Annotated in this window: 20 protein-coding genes; 12 read left to right on the plus strand and 8 right to left on the minus strand. The window is 63.1% G+C overall.

Translation table 11 applies throughout. The features are described from left to right. Nucleotides 1–116 precede the first annotated feature (116 nt). From CLU88_RS05760 to CLU88_RS22710, 3 genes are all read left to right on the plus strand, one after another. Complete coding sequence (locus tag CLU88_RS05760; protein ID WP_099655767.1) at nucleotides 117–449, plus strand: hypothetical protein; 333 nt, start codon at nucleotides 117–119, stop codon at nucleotides 447–449. A 15-nt stretch (nucleotides 450–464) separates the two neighbouring features. Next, complete coding sequence (locus tag CLU88_RS05765; protein ID WP_099655768.1) at nucleotides 465–1,154, plus strand: tetratricopeptide repeat protein; 690 nt, start codon at nucleotides 465–467, stop codon at nucleotides 1,152–1,154. 92 nt (nucleotides 1,155–1,246) lie between these two features. Beyond that, complete coding sequence (locus CLU88_RS22710) at nucleotides 1,247–1,630, plus strand: hypothetical protein (protein ID WP_143225952.1); 384 nt, start codon at nucleotides 1,247–1,249, stop codon at nucleotides 1,628–1,630. 348 nt (nucleotides 1,631–1,978) lie between these two features. On the opposite strand, the gene ispF is transcribed toward CLU88_RS22710, so the two are convergent. Together ispF and CLU88_RS05775 are read right to left on the minus strand one after the other, a co-directional pair. After that, the gene (ispF, locus tag CLU88_RS05770; RefSeq protein ID WP_099658678.1) at nucleotides 1,979–2,458 is read right to left on the minus strand and encodes a 2-C-methyl-D-erythritol 2,4-cyclodiphosphate synthase; all 480 of its coding nucleotides are present in this window, start codon (nucleotides 2,456–2,458) and stop codon (nucleotides 1,979–1,981) included. 199 nt (nucleotides 2,459–2,657) lie between these two features. Further along, nucleotides 2,658–3,485, minus strand: a complete 828-nt coding sequence (locus CLU88_RS05775; protein WP_099655769.1) for a 2-C-methyl-D-erythritol 4-phosphate cytidylyltransferase — start codon at nucleotides 3,483–3,485, stop codon at nucleotides 2,658–2,660. Nucleotides 3,486–3,581: 96 nt separating this feature from the next. On the opposite strand from CLU88_RS05775, the gene mfd reads away from it, so the two are divergent. The 5 genes from mfd (at nucleotide 3,582) to CLU88_RS05800 (ending at nucleotide 10,115) form a co-directional block, all read left to right on the plus strand. Next, nucleotides 3,582–7,055 carry a transcription-repair coupling factor gene (mfd, locus tag CLU88_RS05780; protein ID WP_099655770.1) on the plus strand — a complete coding sequence of 1,158 codons (3,474 nt, stop codon included), beginning with the start codon at nucleotides 3,582–3,584 and terminating at the stop codon, nucleotides 7,053–7,055. Nucleotides 7,056–7,134: 79 nt separating this feature from the next. After that, nucleotides 7,135–7,809, plus strand: a complete 675-nt coding sequence (locus CLU88_RS05785; RefSeq protein WP_233205383.1) for a hypothetical protein — start codon at nucleotides 7,135–7,137, stop codon at nucleotides 7,807–7,809. A gap of 203 nt (nucleotides 7,810–8,012) precedes the next feature. Beyond that, entirely contained in the window at nucleotides 8,013–8,993 is a 981-nt protein-coding gene (locus CLU88_RS05790) for a tripartite tricarboxylate transporter substrate binding protein (RefSeq protein ID WP_099655771.1), read from the plus strand. 314 nt (nucleotides 8,994–9,307) lie between these two features. Continuing rightward, nucleotides 9,308–9,787, plus strand: a complete 480-nt coding sequence (locus CLU88_RS05795) for a MerR family transcriptional regulator (RefSeq protein ID WP_099655772.1) — start codon at nucleotides 9,308–9,310, stop codon at nucleotides 9,785–9,787. After that, nucleotides 9,714–10,115, plus strand: a complete 402-nt coding sequence (locus CLU88_RS05800; RefSeq protein ID WP_099655773.1) for a carboxymuconolactone decarboxylase family protein — start codon at nucleotides 9,714–9,716, stop codon at nucleotides 10,113–10,115. The genes CLU88_RS05795 and CLU88_RS05800 overlap by 74 nt, the downstream gene beginning before the upstream one ends. A 40-nt stretch (nucleotides 10,116–10,155) precedes the next feature. Here CLU88_RS05800 and CLU88_RS05805 read toward each other — a convergent pair whose 3' ends face one another. After that, nucleotides 10,156–10,374, minus strand: coding sequence for a hypothetical protein (locus tag CLU88_RS05805; protein WP_099655774.1), 219 nt, complete (start codon nucleotides 10,372–10,374; stop codon nucleotides 10,156–10,158). A 263-nt stretch (nucleotides 10,375–10,637) separates the two neighbouring features. Between CLU88_RS05805 and serB the strand changes: the two genes are divergently transcribed. Next, entirely contained in the window at nucleotides 10,638–11,354 is a 717-nt protein-coding gene (serB, locus tag CLU88_RS05810; protein WP_099655775.1) for a phosphoserine phosphatase SerB, read from the plus strand. Nucleotides 11,355–11,696: 342 nt separating this feature from the next. Further along, nucleotides 11,697–12,740 (plus strand): YiiG family protein, encoded by a 1,044-nt coding sequence (locus CLU88_RS05815; protein ID WP_099655776.1) that lies wholly within the window; start codon nucleotides 11,697–11,699, stop codon nucleotides 12,738–12,740. Between the two features lie 81 nt (nucleotides 12,741–12,821). Here CLU88_RS05815 and CLU88_RS05820 read toward each other — a convergent pair whose 3' ends face one another. Further along, the gene (locus CLU88_RS05820; protein ID WP_099655777.1) at nucleotides 12,822–13,313 is read right to left on the minus strand and encodes an Rrf2 family transcriptional regulator; all 492 of its coding nucleotides are present in this window, start codon (nucleotides 13,311–13,313) and stop codon (nucleotides 12,822–12,824) included. A gap of 93 nt (nucleotides 13,314–13,406) precedes the next feature. On the opposite strand from CLU88_RS05820, the gene ytfE reads away from it, so the two are divergent. Together ytfE and CLU88_RS05830 are read left to right on the plus strand one after the other, a co-directional pair. Next, on the plus strand, nucleotides 13,407–14,132 hold the full coding sequence (gene ytfE / locus CLU88_RS05825; protein WP_099655778.1) for an iron-sulfur cluster repair protein YtfE: 726 nt from the start codon (nucleotides 13,407–13,409) through the stop codon (nucleotides 14,130–14,132). Between the two features lie 17 nt (nucleotides 14,133–14,149). After that, nucleotides 14,150–14,575 carry a group III truncated hemoglobin gene (locus CLU88_RS05830; RefSeq protein ID WP_099655779.1) on the plus strand — a complete coding sequence of 142 codons (426 nt, stop codon included), beginning with the start codon at nucleotides 14,150–14,152 and terminating at the stop codon, nucleotides 14,573–14,575. 110 nt (nucleotides 14,576–14,685) lie between these two features. Here CLU88_RS05830 and CLU88_RS23090 read toward each other — a convergent pair whose 3' ends face one another. From CLU88_RS23090 to CLU88_RS05845, 4 genes are all read right to left on the minus strand, one after another. Beyond that, nucleotides 14,686–14,859 carry a LiaI-LiaF-like domain-containing protein gene (locus CLU88_RS23090; protein ID WP_162995942.1) on the minus strand — a complete coding sequence of 58 codons (174 nt, stop codon included), beginning with the start codon at nucleotides 14,857–14,859 and terminating at the stop codon, nucleotides 14,686–14,688. 92 nt (nucleotides 14,860–14,951) lie between these two features. Continuing rightward, nucleotides 14,952–15,158: a DUF3820 family protein gene (locus tag CLU88_RS05835; protein WP_099655780.1), complete on the minus strand. Its 207-nt coding sequence runs from the start codon at nucleotides 15,156–15,158 to the stop codon at nucleotides 14,952–14,954. An 18-nt stretch (nucleotides 15,159–15,176) separates the two neighbouring features. Next, the gene (locus tag CLU88_RS05840) at nucleotides 15,177–15,548 is read right to left on the minus strand and encodes a translation initiation factor Sui1 (protein ID WP_199173426.1); all 372 of its coding nucleotides are present in this window, start codon (nucleotides 15,546–15,548) and stop codon (nucleotides 15,177–15,179) included. Nucleotides 15,549–15,550: 2 nt separating this feature from the next. Next, the gene (locus tag CLU88_RS05845) at nucleotides 15,551–16,009 is read right to left on the minus strand and encodes a DUF2721 domain-containing protein (protein ID WP_099655781.1); all 459 of its coding nucleotides are present in this window, start codon (nucleotides 16,007–16,009) and stop codon (nucleotides 15,551–15,553) included. Nucleotides 16,010–16,268 lie beyond the last annotated feature (259 nt).

A 16,268-nucleotide genomic window follows, 5' to 3' on the forward strand; every position in this document is an offset into this window, starting at 1 on the left:
GAGTCTGAGAGACATGACCCAGTAGTAGCGATCACTATGCAGCGGGTTCCGTCATCCACTGATCTACGGCGAATGCGTACTATCGGCCAGAGGCAGACACTAAAGGAAGCAAATCAATGAGCCTGGATTTCATTCTCATCAAGACCCATGGCCGCCCTAGTTCCGTGGATGAAATTGAAGCAGACGAAGAGTTCGATGGAGCCGCCTATGCACGGCTTGCGGAACGACTTTTCGGTCCACTTGAATGGGCTGGGAGTAGTTCCATCGCGGCCCAAGAAGAGATGAGCTTTGAGCTGACTGCCAATGACACGTCACTCTCCGTGACTGCACGCGGACCAGGCGACACCGTGGCTTATATGGAAAACATTGCGACTCAGGCCCTCGATGAGAAGGTCGTGACTGTCGAACTCGTGGGCTCAGAAATCCTCGTGCCTTTAAGTATCCGTTAGATCTCACCCAACACCATGCACCGACTGCTTGCCCTCGCCCTTGGAATCGCAATGTCTTTGCCCGTATCCGCCGCTATCAATGATGGGATTGCAGCCTACAACTCCGGCAACTACGCAGTAGCTCTCAAAGAGTTCTCGGCTGCCGCCAACCAAGGAAACGCGGTCGGCAAGCACCTATTGGCAAGTCTTTATTACCAAGGCCACGGGGTGGAACGCGATCTGAAGAAGGCGGTCTCTCTCTTCAAGGAAGCAGCGGCAGCAAACTATCCGCCATCGCTGGCAAACCTAGCCCTCATGTATTCAGATGGGGATGGCGTTCCTGCAGATCAGAAGGTCGCATTCCAGTACGGCCAAAAGGCCGCAGAAGCGGGTGATGTTCAATCTCAGTTCAATCTTGCGCAGGCGTATCGAAAGGGTAGCGGTGTGCCGCAAGACTACGAGAAGGCCGCGTCCTGGTATCGAAGAGCTGCGGAGGCAGGCTTGCCGCAAGCACAGAACGAATACGGGCTACTTTTTGCTCAAGGCCAAGGCGTACCGTTGGACTATGTTCAGGCCTTTGCCTGGATCGACATGCCGGCTTCCGCTGGAAATCCTCAGTCCGTCAAGAACCGCGCTCAGCTGCTCACAATCCTCGACACGGCGCAACAAAAAAAAGCTCGTCAGCTGGCCGCTGAATACGCAAAACTATACGGACAGAAGCGGTGAGTCAGTGAGGTCAAACCTTCATCGAGAGGGGCGCTCAATAGCTATCACTATTGGACGCTCGTCATGTCAAACGTTAGGCAAGCGAGGCTGCCGTGATCCCCGTAAGTACAGCAAAACTGGCGCCAGGTGATTTTTGCTTTATCCCGCGTAGTGACGGAAAGTTCGTGCCTTTTGCCTTTCTTTGCGGGGCGCAAGGAAAGAAAAGTTATTTCTATGGCGGGCTTCTTGATGCAGTTGTGGAGCACGCAAGCACTGATGAGTTGCCGCCCTCGTTGGCCGTCAAGCATTTCGCGTTGCTACACATTGGCTGCTTCAAAGAGAACAACACTCCAATTGTTGGTAATGTCGCCGCTCATATCGGCTCTTCAGCCTTGCAAGAACTCGAAAGTAAAACCAAAGAATTTAGTGTTGGTGCCATATCAAGTGTATGGGGCCACCGAACCATAGTTAAGTACGCAGAGGGCGTGGGCACATGAGGCACTTGCCTAACACTGCAGTCGCGCGGGATGGCCACAAGCTGCTTGTGATTCCCTTCGCTTCGCTCCGGCGCCAATCACCTCGACGTTGAACGTCCGCTTTCATTTGCAGTGACCGGCTGCTCCTGGCCGATAGTACTCACTCGCGGCTCCGTCACTTATGAGCCTGAAACGGAACTTCGCGCTGTCTCAGACATAGATGCCGCGACTGCTTATAGGTGAGTCCCCAAGGAGCACCTGTTTCAGACGTTCGCAGCGAAAGATCGTCCTGCCGCGCCCCACCGCGCCCTGTATGACTGTCTCAGACTTTGTTGGCAAGGAATAATACCGAGCTCTCGCCCCATCTACTCAGCGGCGGTACACCAAGGTGGCGGCACGGGCCTCCATCGCCAGGCCCTGGCCCACCGGCCCCAGGCGCTCGGCCGTCTTGGCCTTCACGTTGACTTGATCGGGCGCCAGGCCCAGCGCCTGCGCAATGCAGGCGCGCATGCCGGGGATATGGGCCGCCAGGCGCGGCGCCTGGGCCACCACGGTGCTGTCTACATTGGCAATCTCAAACCCGGCAGCCCGCACGCGGCGACCCGCCTCGGCCAGCAGCACCGACGAGTCGGCCCCACGAAATGCAGGGTCGGTGTCAGGGAAGTGCGTGCCAATGTCGCCCAGCGCAGCGGCGCCCAAGATGGCGTCGGTGATGGCGTGCAGCAGCACATCGGCGTCCGAGTGGCCCAGCAAGCCCATGCTGTGCTCAATCGTCACCCCGCCAATGACCAAGGGGCGGCCAGGCACCAAGGCATGCACATCCCAACCCTCACCAATCCTGAAATTCATCACATCGCTCTCTGCCCGTTGCAGGGCCAATCAAAAAGAAAACAACAACCTGCGCCCGCTGTGCGGGCAGCGCCACTCAGACGAATACGCGCTCAGCCCATCAGAAACCAACCCGTTCGGGCTGAGCTTGTCGAAGCCTTGCGCGGCGCTTCGACAAGCTCAGCGTGAACGGCTTGATGTTCTTGAACACAAATGGGTGTCACCCATCCATGGGGGGCAACCCACGCAGGCCACCAAAGCGCTCCAGCGTGGTGCCGTGGCCGCGCTGGGCCAACACGGCACCTGCCAGTGCAAAGTCGTCCGGGTAGGTCACCTTGAAGTTCTGCGCGCCACCGGGCACCAGCCGGGGGTGCAGGCCCATGGCCTCCATGGCGCTGGCCTCATCGGTCACGCTGGGGCCAATGCGCTCGATGGCGGCCATCAGCGGGCCGATACAGAACATCTGCGGCGTTTGCGCCAGCCACTTGTCGCTGCGGTCCACCGTGGTGGCCACCCGCACGCCACCGGGGCCGTCGATGGAGGTCTTGAGGGTGTCGGCCAGCTTGTGCGCCAAAAGCCCTCCCACCCCATCGTTGGCGCAGGTATCGATCAGGGTGTCGATCAAGGCGGTGGTGATGAGGCAGCGGGCCGCGTCGTGCACCAGCACCCAGTCCTCAGGCTGCGCGCCCCGCTCCCGCAATGCCTTGAGCCCGCCCAGCACCGTATCAGCCCGCGTAGGGCCGCCACACTCCACCTTAAAGAAAGAGGGATGTGCATAAGCGTCCAGAAAATGGTCGCCCGCCGCCACCGCCACCAAGGTGCCCAGCAGGCGCCCCACCCCGGCGAATGCGGCCAGGGTGTGCAGCACCATGGGCTGCCCAGCCACCAAGTGGTACTGCTTGGGAAGCGTCTGCGCCGCAGGCACTGCGCCCGCCACGCCCCCTGCAGACACCGCACGCAGGCCCATGCCCGCGCAGGGCACCAGGCCCCAGAAACGGCCGTGGGCAGACAAAGGAACAGGGGCTGTGGGCAGGAGCGGTGCAGTCATGAGGGGCTCATTCTAGAATCTCCACTCCCCGATCCACCCGGCCCGTGCGCGCACCGCGCCCCAGGGGGTGCCCCGGGGCTGCAGACACCGTCCCGCATGGAACTCCCCAAACTCACTCCCGGTAAACGTTTCTCCTTGCCCCGCCCCGTGGGCAGCGCCGACTCTCTGCTGCTGGCCCGCCTGGCCGAACGCGACAAGGTGGCAGGGCGCACCACCGCCATCGTGGCGGCCGATGCCACCGATGCGCAGCGCCTCATCGAGGAAATGGCGTTCTTTGCACCTGGCCTGCGCTGCGCCCTGTTCCCCGACTGGGAGACGCTGCCCTACGACACCTTCAGCCCGCACCAGGACCTGATCAGCGAGCGCCTGGCCACGCTGTGGCGCATCAGCCAGAAGGACAAGGACACCGGCGCCGACGTGGTGCTGGTGCCCGCCACCACCGCGCTGTACCGGCTGGCGCCGCCCTCCTTCCTGGCGGGGTACACCTTCCACTTCAAGGTCAAGCAAAAGCTCGACGAGGCCAAGTTCAAGGCCCAGCTCACGCTGGCGGGCTACAGCCACGTGTCGCAGGTGGTGAGCCCTGGCGAATACGCGGTGCGCGGCGGGCTGATCGACCTGTTTCCCATGGGCTCGCTGGTGCCGTACCGCGTGGACCTGTTCGACGACGAGATCGACAGCATCCGCACGTTCGACCCCGACAGCCAGCGCAGCCTGTACCCCGTGCCCGAGGTGCGCCTGCTGCCCGGCCGCGAGTTCCCCATGGACGACGACGCGTGCGCCAAGTTCAGGAGCCGCTGGCGCGAAATGCTCGAGGGCGACCCGACCAAGAGCCGCATCTACAAAGACATGGGCGCGGGCGTTGCCACGGCCGGTATCGAGTACTACCTGCCGCTGTTCTTCGACGAAACGGCCACCGTGTTCGACTATCTGGGCGGCGAGGCCACCGTGGTGCTGCACGGCGATCTGGAGCCGGCCTTCCAGCGCTTCTGGCAGGACACGAAAGACCGCTTTCGCCTGGTGCAGGGCGACCCCGAGCGCCCGGCGCTGCCGCCCGAGGAGCTGTTCCTCTCGGCCGACCAGTTCTACACGCGCGCCAAGGAGCATGCGCAGCTGTCCATCCGCCCCGGAGTGGAGGACATTGCCGACAACCCGCACTTCCAGAAGCTGGGCGACCTGTCAGTAGTGCGCGGGGCCGAAGACCCGCTGGCCCGCCTGCACGCCCACATCCGCAACACCCAGCACCGCGTGCTGCTGCTGGCTGAAAGCGATGGCCGGCGCGAGAGCCTGCTCGACTTTCTGCGCGCCAGCGGGGTGAACCCACCGGCCTTCGACTCGCTGGTCGAGTTCCAGGGCGCCCATGAAGAGAAGGTGGGCATCGCCACCGCCGGCCTCACCGTGGGCTTCAGCTGGATCGAGGACGGCATCGACTTCGTGACCGAGACCGAGCTGTTCGCCGCCGGCCCCACAACGCGCCGGCGCAAGAAGCAGGAGCAGGTGAGCGACGTCGAGGCGCTGATCAAGGACCTGGCCGAGCTCAACGTGGGCGACCCCGTGGTGCACAGCGCGCACGGCATCGGCCGCTACCGGGGCCTCGTCAACATGGACGTGGGCAACAAGAACCCCGACGGCACGCCCGCCATGCAGGAGTTCTTGCACCTCGAATACGCCGACAAGGCCGTGCTGTATGTGCCGGTGAGCCAGCTGCAGCTCATCAGCCGCTACACCGGCGTGAGCGCCGACGAGGCACCGCTGCACAAGCTGGGCAGCGGCCAGTGGGAAAAGGCCAAGCGCAAGGCCGCCGAGCAGGTACGCGACAGCGCGGCCGAGCTGCTCAACATCTACGCCCGCCGCGCACTGCGCCAGGGCCATGCCTTCCGCTACAGCCCGCAGGACTACGAGACCTTTGCCAACGACTTTGGCTTTGACGAGACCGCCGACCAGAACGCCGCCATCCACGCGGTGATCCAGGACATGATCAGCCCCCGCCCCATGGACCGGCTGGTCTGCGGCGACGTGGGCTTCGGCAAGACCGAGGTCGCCCTGCGCGCGGCCTTCGTGGCCGTCACGGGCGGCAAGCAGGTGGCCTTCCTCGCGCCCACCACGCTGCTGGCAGAGCAGCACTACCAAACGCTGGTGGACCGCTTTTCCAAGTGGCCAGTCAAGGTGGCCGAGGTGTCGCGCTTTCGCTCGGGCAAGGAGATCACCGCCGCCATCAAGGGCATTGGCGACGGCACGGTGGACATCGTGGTGGGCACGCACAAGCTATTGAGCGAATCCACCAAGTTCCACAACCTGGGCCTCTTGATCATCGACGAGGAGCACCGCTTTGGCGTGCGCCACAAGGAGCAGATGAAGGCCCTGCGCGCCGAGGTGGACGTGCTGACGCTGACCGCCACGCCCATCCCGCGCACGCTGGGCATGGCGCTCGAAGGGCTGCGCGACCTGTCGGTCATCGCGACCGCGCCGCAGCGGCGCCTGGCGATCAAGACCTTTGTGCGCAACGAGGGCACGGGCGTGATCCGCGAGGCGGTGCTGCGTGAATTGAAGCGCGGCGGGCAGGTCTACTTCCTGCACAACGAGGTGGAGACCATCGAGAACCGCCGCCAGAAGCTCGAAGAGATATTGCCCGAGGCCCGCATCGCCGTGGCCCACGGCCAGATGCCCGAGCGCGAACTGGAGCGCGTGATGCGCGACTTCGTGGCCCAGCGCTTCAACATCCTGCTGTGCTCGACCATCATCGAGACCGGCATCGATGTGCCCACGGCCAACACCATCATCATGAGCCGCGCCGACAAGTTCGGCCTGGCGCAGCTGCACCAGCTGCGCGGCCGCGTGGGCCGCAGCCACCACCAAGCGTACGCCTACCTGATGGTGCCCGACATTGAAGGGCTGACCAAACATGCGCAGCAGCGGCTGGACGCCATTCAACAGATGGAGGAGCTGGGCAGCGGCTTCTACCTGGCCATGCACGACCTGGAGATCCGCGGCGCGGGCGAGGTGCTGGGCGAGAATCAGAGCGGCAACATGCTGGAGGTGGGCTTTCAGCTGTACAACGAGATGCTCAACGAAGCGGTGAAGGCGCTCAAGGCCGGCAAGGAGCCTGATTTGCTCTCGCCCCTGTCCGTCACGACTGACATCAACCTGCACGCCCCCGCCCTGCTGCCCGACGACTACTGCGGCGACGTGCACCTGCGCCTGTCGTTCTACAAGAAGCTGGCCACCGCCAAGACGCCCGACCAGATCGACGGCCTGCTCGAAGAAATCGTGGACCGCTTCGGCAAGCTGCCGCCGCAGGCCCAGACCCTCATCGACGTGCACCGCCTGCGGGTGCTGAGCCAACCCTACGGCGTGGTGAAAGTGGATGCAGCCCCCGGGGTGATCAACATCACCTTCAAGCCCCAGCCGCCCATCGAGCCGATGCGCATCATTGAGCTCATCCAGAAGAACAAGCACATCAAGCTGGCGGGCAACGAAAAGCTGCGCATTGAGCGCGAGCTCAAAGACCCCAAGGACCGCGCGCAGATGGTGCGGGACATCCTGCGCTCGCTAGGGCAGCCGGTGGCGGCGTAGCGCCTCACAAATATGACTAAAAATAGCCCCTAGCGCTTATCCATCAAGCGCTACAAGCTATCAAAATCATAGTATTTAAATGGAAGCTGCTCTGGCCCTGATCGCCCTGGCTGTCGCGCTGCTGGCCCGCCCCTGGCGGCTGCTGGTCAGCCGCCAACCCTTGGCGCACGAGGCGCAGGGCGCACCTGCCACGCTGTGGACTCCGCTGCTCGCCACCCTTGTCTTGCTGCCCTGGGCCTGGGCCCTGCCCACGCTGCACCACATGCCGCTGCAACTGCAGTGGTCCGGCGCGTGCCTGGTGCTGCTCATGCTGGGCTGGCCGCTGGCGGTGCCCACGCTGCTCGCGGTGGGCGCCACCGCGGCATTGCTTTCGCCGGGCTTGGCGTGGGAAGACGCCCTGGGCATGGCCGTGTGGCAGGGCGTGGTGCCTGCCACGCTGGCGCTGCTGCTGGGCGTGGTGCTGCGCCGCTTGGCGGGGGCACGGCCGCTCGCGGGCGTGCGCGCCTTCGTGTATGTGCTGGGCCGGGGTTTTTTGGGCACGGCGCTGTGCCTGTTTGTGGCGGGAACCTTGTCGCAATGGGCAGGCCATACGCTGCCGGGTGTGGGCGATCAGCTCTCGCTGGTCGCCCGCTGGCTGATGGCCTGGGGGGATGCGGTGGTCACCGGCATGCTGTGTGCGGTGTTCGTGGCCTTCAAGCCCGGGTGGTTGGCCACCTGGTCGGATGATCTCTACCTGCACGCCAAAAAGGGCTGAAGCGCTTATTCAACAAGCGCTAGTAGCTATCAAAAGAGAAGCATCCAAAGACACACAGAAGGCACGACCCAGCAGGCGAAACCTGTCTGGTGCAGGAATTGCTTGAGAGCGGAACACGCGGTTTCTCCGCAACGGGGGACGCCAGCCCACCCATCAGCGGGCGCACCCGGCTTGTGTGTTCGTCTACCTTTGGGAGTTGTTCCATGCCCTTTCTGCGTCTCATCCCGGCCCTGGCCTGCACCTTGGTGGCCCTGTGCTCGGGAGCCACTGCCTCGGCCCAAAGCAACTACCCCGATCGCCCCGTCAAAGTCATCGTGGCCCTGCCAGCAGGCGGCAGTGCCGACATGATTGCGCGCGTGGTCACGCAGAAGATGGCGGCCGAACTGGGCCAGGCCTTTGTGGTGGACAACAAGGCGGGGGCCTCAGGCCAGATCGGTACGCCGCTCGTATCGCGCGCAGCGCCGGACGGCTACACGCTCATGGTCTCGCCCGCGTCGTTCCTCACCACGAACAAGAGCATCTTCAAGACCCTGCCCTACGACCCCGAGGCCGACTTCGTTCCCATCACCAAGTTCGTGAACCAGCCCATGGTGCTGGTGGTCAAGGACAAGCAGAAGTTTCCCACCGTGGCCGCCGTGATCGCCGCCGCCAAGGCGGTACCGGGCAAGCTGACCTATGCCTCATCAGGCGACGGCAGCCCACAACACCTGGCGGGGCTGATGTTTACCACTCGCACCCAAACCGATCTGCTGCACGTGCCCTACAAGGGTGGTGCCCCGGCCATCAACGACGCCCTGGCGGGCACGGTGGACATGCTGTTTGCCGTGCTGCCCGAGGCTCTGCCGCACATCCAGTCGGGCAAGCTGCACGCGCTGGGGCTGATGGCCGCGCAACGCACCGGCACCCTGGCGCAAACGCCCACCATGGCCGAAGCGGGTGCGCCAGAGATGAACCTCTCCGCCTGGGTCGGCCTGCTGGCCCCGGCCAAGACGCCCCAGCCCATCGTCGACAAGTTGCAGCGCGCCGCCCACGCCGCGCTGGCCGACCCGGACACCCGGGCGAAGCTCGCCGCCAGCGGCATGGAGGTGGCGCCAGGCACCAGCCAGCAGCTCAAGGACGCCATCGCGCAGGAGATCAAGGTCCACGCCGAGCTGGTGAAGGCGGCGGGGCTGGTGCCGCAGTAAAGCGCCCTTGCGTGGCAAGCGGGCAGGCCCGCAGGGCTTCGGCGCAAGGGGCAAAGACTGGCGCAGCCTGGGAAGGGCGGCGCCCCCCACCCCTTTTGCACCACAGCGGTAGCCCGCCAACACCCACTGACACGGGAAAAGCGGCGCCCCGCACCCTGGCATCGCTGCCCCGGTTTGCCCTTGGGCTTGCAAAGCGTTGACAGGCTGCGATGGGCCGAGGGGTCAGGGCTGGTGCGCTGATTTGGGTAAGGAGCTCAAAGAGCCTGTTCAAAGGGCTTGACTTAGAGTGCACTCCAACTTCGAGAATTCCTCCCATGGCATCCTTCCTCACCATTACCGACGTCGCTCAACGCACTGGCTTGTCCGTCCACACGCTGCGCTACTACGAGCGCGCAGGCTTGATTGCCCCTGTGGCGCGTGCGCCCGGTGGCCAGCGGCGCTATGCGGCGTCGGACATGGAATGGATCGGATTCCTGCTGCGCCTGCGCGAGACCCGCATGCCCATTGGGCAGATGCAGGCCTTCGCACGGCTGCGCAGCGAGGGGAATGCAACCGCCTCGCAGCGGCGCGAATTGCTGGAGCAGCATCTTGCGCAGGTGCTGGCAACGATCACGGCGATGCAGCAAGCCGCGCAGGTGCTGCAAGACAAGATCGGGCATTACCAGGGCCTGGAAGCTTCCCTTCGCCACACACCATCGTCCACCCGCCAAGGAAGCCCCCATGTCTCCACACACCAACCCCCGTTACCTCCAGGGCCTCGCCAAGCTGCGCGAAATCGACGGCCAAGCCGGTGAGCACGTCGTGGCAAGCCTCGCCGACATTGCGCCAGACTTCGCCCGCTATCTGATCGAGTTCCCGTTTGGCGACATTTATTCGCGCCCCGGCCTGGACCTGCGCAGCCGCGAGATCGCCGTGGTGGCCGCGCTCACGGCACTAGGCAACGCCACACCCCAACTCAAAGTGCATTTGCAGGCCGCACTGAACGTCGGCGTTACCCGCGAAGAGATTGTCGAAGTCCTCATGCAGATGGCCGTCTACGCGGGCTTTCCGGCCGCACTGAACGGGCTGGCCGCAGCACGTGAAGTGTTTGCTGGGGCGGAGGCCAGCGCAGCTGCCGCATAAGAACCTGTTCAAAGGCACCGACCGCTGCGGCCAGGGCGCATCAGCCGGGCGCCAGCGCGCCATAGTCGAGCGCTGGCGGGCGCAGCAGGTCCTCATCGATGCCCATCACCTTGCTGGCACGCTCGACGGCCTGCCACAGCGGGGCGGGCATCTGCAAAATCTCATCGGGTGAAGCAGCGCGTGCAATCCACGCGCTGATTTCAGCATGCTGCTCAGAGGTGAGCAGATCCAGGTTCAACATCTCGTCAATGGTTTTCATCTGAGGGGCGGATCGGTAAAGGCTCTCGCGGGCTCTTGAGGATGGGTGTGCGGATGGCCAAGGCTACCCCACAAACATGCCGCCACATCGGTCAATATCAACCTAGACCGGGTCACGGCCGCCTTGCTCCTTTGCACGCTGGGCTGTGAAGCCCGCCCGCACTCCACGGCCAACGCTCTGGCTTCCTCGCCGCAGCCCAGCCGCATTCCATGGGCGATACCATTACGGGTTCTGATTCCAGCATTTGCCCCAAGCGCCTTGCCATGAAAAACACCACCGAATTTGCCCCTGGCCTTGTGGTCCAGGGCATTGACCCGCTCCTGTCCCTGTCCAGCTACAAGCTGATCGCCTTCGACATGGACTCCACCCTCATCAACATCGAATGCGTGGACGAGATCGCCGATGCCGCAGGCCGCAAAGCCGAAGTGGCGGCGATCACGGAGGCCGCCATGCAAGGCCTGATCACCGACTACAAAGAGAGCCTGCGCCAGCGCGTGGCCCTGCTCAAAGGCGTGACGGTGCAACACATGGAGCAGGTGTTTGCAGAGCGCCTGCGCTTTAACCCTGGCGCCCAGGAACTCATCACCGCAGCCAAGGCTGCTGGCCTGACCACGCTGCTGGTATCGGGTGGTTTCACCTTCTTTGCCGACCGCGTGAAGGCGGGCCTTGGCATCGACTTTGCCCGCGCCAACATGCTGGAGGTGGACAACGGCTTGCTCACCGGCCGCATGGTGGATCAGCCCTGGGGCGACATCTGCGACGGTGCCGAAAAGCGCCGCACCTTGCTGGAGCTAGCCTCGCTCATGGGCATCTCGCCATCGCAGGCGATTGCGGTGGGCGATGGAGCCAACGACCTGCCCATGATGGGCGTTGCGGGCCTGTCTGTGGCCTACCACGCCAAGCCCGCCGTGCGCGCACAGGCCAAAGTGGCCATCAACCAAGGCGGCCTGGACAGGTTGCTGGAAGTCTTCAGCCGCTAAGGATGTCCTGCATCACCCTCGCGAGGCGGTGGTAGTGCGGATCGGGAGGGGACGCAAGGCGTCTTTTGGCAGCCAATAGCCCGGCTATTGGCAAGAAAAGCAACGCAGCGGACCGCCCGAGGCCGCGCTATCACAGACCGCAGGGAGTTATGCAGGACATCCCTCAGGCGGAGTGCAGGGTGTGCCGCCTTAGCGCGGGCGTTTGAGGAAAAGTGCACAGCTTGTCGCACTTCAGAGGGCAGCAATGCCCTTGGCAGGGCAAAGGCGTCGGCACAATCCGCCCGCACGGGGCCACATCGCCCCACTTTGCCACCCTCATTTGCGCTTTTGCGCCCTGCCCTTATGACCTCTTTCGCTTGCGCCACCCGTGCGCTGTTGGCAGCACCGCTGCTGCTGGCTTTGCTTGCCTGCAACTCCAAATCTGAAGACACCGCCAAGGCCCCTGCGGCGCCCAGCATCGCTGTCAACGAAGCGCCAGCCAGCGGCAAACCCGCCGCGGCAACGCCCCCCGCCAAGGCCCCTGTGGAGGAACCCAGCGCCGCCGCCAAGCTGCAGGACTACATCGGCTGCTACAACAAGCTGGATGGCCGAGCCCACAAGTCCATCGAGCGCTACGCCACCTGGGTGAAAAACATGAAAACCGGCCCCACAGGCCGCGAAAGCGTGGTGTACGGCCTGTACGAAACCGACCCTGAAAGCACTGCAAAGTGCAAAACCAGCTTTGCCACGTCCGCAGCGCAAAAGCCCGCCATGCCCGCGCTGGATGCAGCGGGCGCCGCCTACATCCAGGCGCTTGACGCCATGGACACCCAGGTGACCGAGGCCAACAACTACTACAGCCGCGACAACTACAAGGACGACAAGTTCGCCAAAGGCAAGGCCATGCATGCCCCGCTGGTGGCCAGCTTTGAGGCGTTCCAAAAAGCCAGCAGCGCCTTCTCTGACCAGTTGGATGTAGAAAACGACAAGGTGCTGGCAGACAAACTGGCCGACGTGGAAAAGACCGAAGGAAAGCAATACACCTACTACCGCATGGCACTGATGGCGCGTGCCAAGGGGTTGATCAACTTGCTGGGCGAAGAGAAGTTTGACGTGGCCATGGCCGAGACACGCCTGTCAGCCTACGAAGCCCTTGCCGACGAATCGTTGGCATATTCCAAGGCGCACAAAGACAACCGCGATATCCACTGGAGCTTTTTTGAGAGCAGTACCGAGCAGTTCCGCCAGACGGCCAAAGAGCGCTTTCGCCGCGTACGTGACAAAGTGCCTTACACCGAGATGGATCGCATGACCTTCCAAGCAGACTCAGGCTGGATGGTGGAAGGCAGCCCCCACAAGTTGCTCAAGGCATACAACGATCTGGTCGGGAAAAGCAACCAGTTTTGAGAGCCCCACAGGTGAGGGCGCTTTGGGAGGAGCGCTCGCATCCAGTTTTCGCTCACGCCGCCTCTGCGCACCCAAGACCCTTCAGCCCTTGGGCGGCAATCCAGTCACTGGCTTGTCAACCCGTGCGGCGTGCCGAATCAAGGGCTGCGCTAGCATCTTGGGGTTGGGTGCATCCACCAAGTCGGCCAGCGTGACGCCATCGAGCACCGCCAGATAAGCATTGATGGCACCGCCCAGCACCCCTTTGAGTCTGCAGTTGCCGCTCAGCCGGCACTGGTTCACATTGGGGTCAAAACACTCCACAAGGTGAAAGTCCGTCTCCGTCTGGCGCACGACGGCGCCCAGGTTGATCTCGGCAGGGGCTTTCATCAGGCGCATGCCGCCCCCACGCCCGCGCGTGGTCTCCAGCAGGCCTTGTGCTGCCAGCTCTTGCACGATCTTCATCAAATGGCTGCGCGATATGCCATAGCCCTCGGCCACCTCGGTGATGGTCACGGGCTGCTCGCGGCCCTGGGTGGCCGCGCAATACATCAGCACACGCAAGGTGTAGTCCGTCCATTGGGTAAGGCGCATGGAATTTGTCCTGGCTCAATTTAAAAGATGCTTGTTATCTGAATTTTATTGAATAAAATATTCACATCAAATGAATCTTTAAAGGAATCCCCCATGAATGCTCGACTTCAAGAAACCCAACCTGCCCTGAGCGCAGAGCAAGCCATTGGCCAGATCGCCGTGCAACTGCCGGGATCGACCGCGATTTTTCGCCGCTTGAAGTTGGACTTTTGCTGCGGCGGCCAGGTAAGCCTGCGCGAAGCGGCCACCCAAAAGTCGCTGGATGTGGATGCTGTGCTGGCAGAGTTGTCGCAACTGCAGCGCAGCAGCAGCCTGCCTGGGGTGACATCGCCCACAGAGCTGATCGACCACATTCTGGAGCGCTACCACGAAGTGCATCGCGTGCAACTGCCCGAGCTGATTCGCATGGCCCGCCGCGTGGAAGCCGTGCACCGGGACCACCCGCTGGTGCCCGCAGGCCTGGCCGACACCCTGGAGGCCATGCACGAAGAACTGCTCTCGCACATGCAAAAGGAAGAGGTCGTGTTGTTCCCCATGCTCAAGGCGGGCGGCAATCCATTTGTGGGCCAGCCCATTGGCATGATGCGCGCCGAGCATGTGGACCACGGAGCATCGCTGGACAAGCTCAATGCCCTGACCAACGACGCCACCCCACCCCAAGGCGCCTGCAACACCTGGCGCGCACTGTATGCGGGCATTGCCCAGTTGGGAGAAGACCTGATCAACCACATTCACCTGGAGAACAACGTTTTGTTCCCACAGTTTGAAGCAGTGGCCACCACGCAAGGTTGCGGTACATCAGCTTGTAGCTGCAACTGATCGTGCACACTGCGCCCATGCCAGTCAATACCGCACACCGCACCCCCGACAAGGAAAGCATCACCGAGCTGGTGCATGCGTTTTATGCGGATGTGCGCAAGGACGACTTGCTGGGCCCGGTGTTTGACAAGGCGCTGCATGGGCAGTGGGATGCCCACTTGCACCGTTTGGTCGATTTTTGGAGCACCGTGCTGTTGGGCACCCGCAGCTTCAAAGGCAATGTGCTGGACAAGCACCTGTCGCTGCAGGACGTGACCCCCGCCCATTTTGCAGCGTGGGTGCACCTGTGGAACGGGCACACCGCGCGCTTGTTTGCCCCCGAGGTGGCCCACGGCTTGCAAGCGGCAGCCCATGGCGTGGCCCGCAATTTGTTCAGAGGGTATTTTGGGAGCCTGCCTGCGTTTGCAGCGTCAGAGCCACAGGAGCCCCACGCGCACGGCTAAGAAGCTGTTCACAGGGCCGCTTGCGCCACTGAGGGGGTTTCGTGGCGGTCAGCGCTCCCACATGTCCAGCACTGCGTGCAATGGCCTTGGATCAAGGCCTCTGCTCAGGTTTATCGGCCTTTGCCGCCAGGGGTAAAGAACAGCGCCAAGCCCACCGCGATGAGCGCCACCGGCCACCACACGCGCAACAACTCACGCAGGCTGATGCTGATCAGCCCCAGGTTGGTCAGCAAGAAAAACACGCCCAAAACGACCAGCACAATGGCTGCGATATTGCCTTTCATTGGCACTCCCTCAAGTTGGTAAACAGATGCCGAATAGATGCTGCCGCGATTATGGCGCTGGCCAACGCGTGAGGCCCGACTGACCGCAAACCCTATCGCAATGGTGCCAGCAGGTCAGTCAGCCCGTTGTGGTCGATTTCGTGCATCAGGGCCAACAGGCGCCCCAGGTCGTTGTGGGGGAAGCCTTCCCGCGCAAACCAGTTCAGGTAATTGCCAGGCAAATCGGCAATCACACACCCCTTGTGCTTGCCATACGGCATTTGCACAGTCACCAGCCGCTGCAGTGTGGCGGGGTCCATGCCCGCAATGTCCATGGATCAGCCCCCCGCGCGCTTGACCTTGTGGCCCAGCTTTTGCAGCGCAGCCATCACGCGGTCAATGTGGTCGCCCTGTACCTCAATCACCCCATCCTTGACGGTACCGCCCGTGCCACATGCGGTTTTGAGCTGTTTGCCCAGCTGCTCCAACGCCGTGGCATCCAGCAACACGCCTTTGACCAGGGTAACGGCCTTGCCTCCCCGGCCTTTGGTCTCTCGCGATACCCGCACGATGCCATCCCCCGTGGGCAAGGGCTTGTTTTGCTTGCACACACACTGAGCCTGGGGCTGGCTGCAGTCCGGGCACATGCGGCCGTGGTCGGTGGAATAGACCAGGCCGCCCAGGCTTTTGAGATCACGCAACGAGGCCATGGTCACTTCCCCTGCGCACTCAGCAGCTGAAAGTTCAGCAGGCGCGTGGCCATCACTGTCTCGGTGAAAAACAGCACCAGCGCCATCAAAAACGAAATCACCCCGCTCAAGAAGCTCGCCACAGCCCAGCTGTGCCCCCGGAAATCCATGGTTTCCCCCAAAAACAGCAAGACGATGGTGACCCCGATCAGGAAGCCACACAGCGTCAACAGCCCAATGCAGGCATTGGCCAAGCGCCCCCGGGTGCGCAGGTAGCCCAGCTCCAGCATGGCGCGGTCGTGGTGCTCGGTGTCGCTGGAGTTGCGCGCCCGGTCCTCGACCACCCTGGCGCGGTCGATGATGCGCGCCAGGCGCCCCGCCACGGCACCAATCATGCCGGCCACGGCGGTCAGCAAAAACACCGGGGCCACGGCCAGCTGGATGCCGTGGGTGATGGTGCTGGGTTCTATGGCGAAGCTCATTTTGTGTGTGCGTATGCGGTGGGGAAGCGATTATCGGTGTGATCCCGCGAAGCGGCCCCACACACCCGACCCAATGCGTGAAAACCCCGAGGGCATGGCGCGACCCATTACCCTGTGCCTCACAATCGGGGGATCGGCGCCTACTCCGCGCCCCGCCACAGTCTCCCGACAACCCAGCCGCACGGCATGGTGGGAGCCTGCGTCGCCCAGCCCTCAATGGGGGGTGCCAACCACCCCAGAGCTTCTTTTGCCCTACCGC

The sequence above is a fragment of the Acidovorax sp. 56 genome, from assembly GCF_002749705.1.
Taxonomy (GTDB): domain Bacteria; phylum Pseudomonadota; class Gammaproteobacteria; order Burkholderiales; family Burkholderiaceae_C; genus Acidovorax.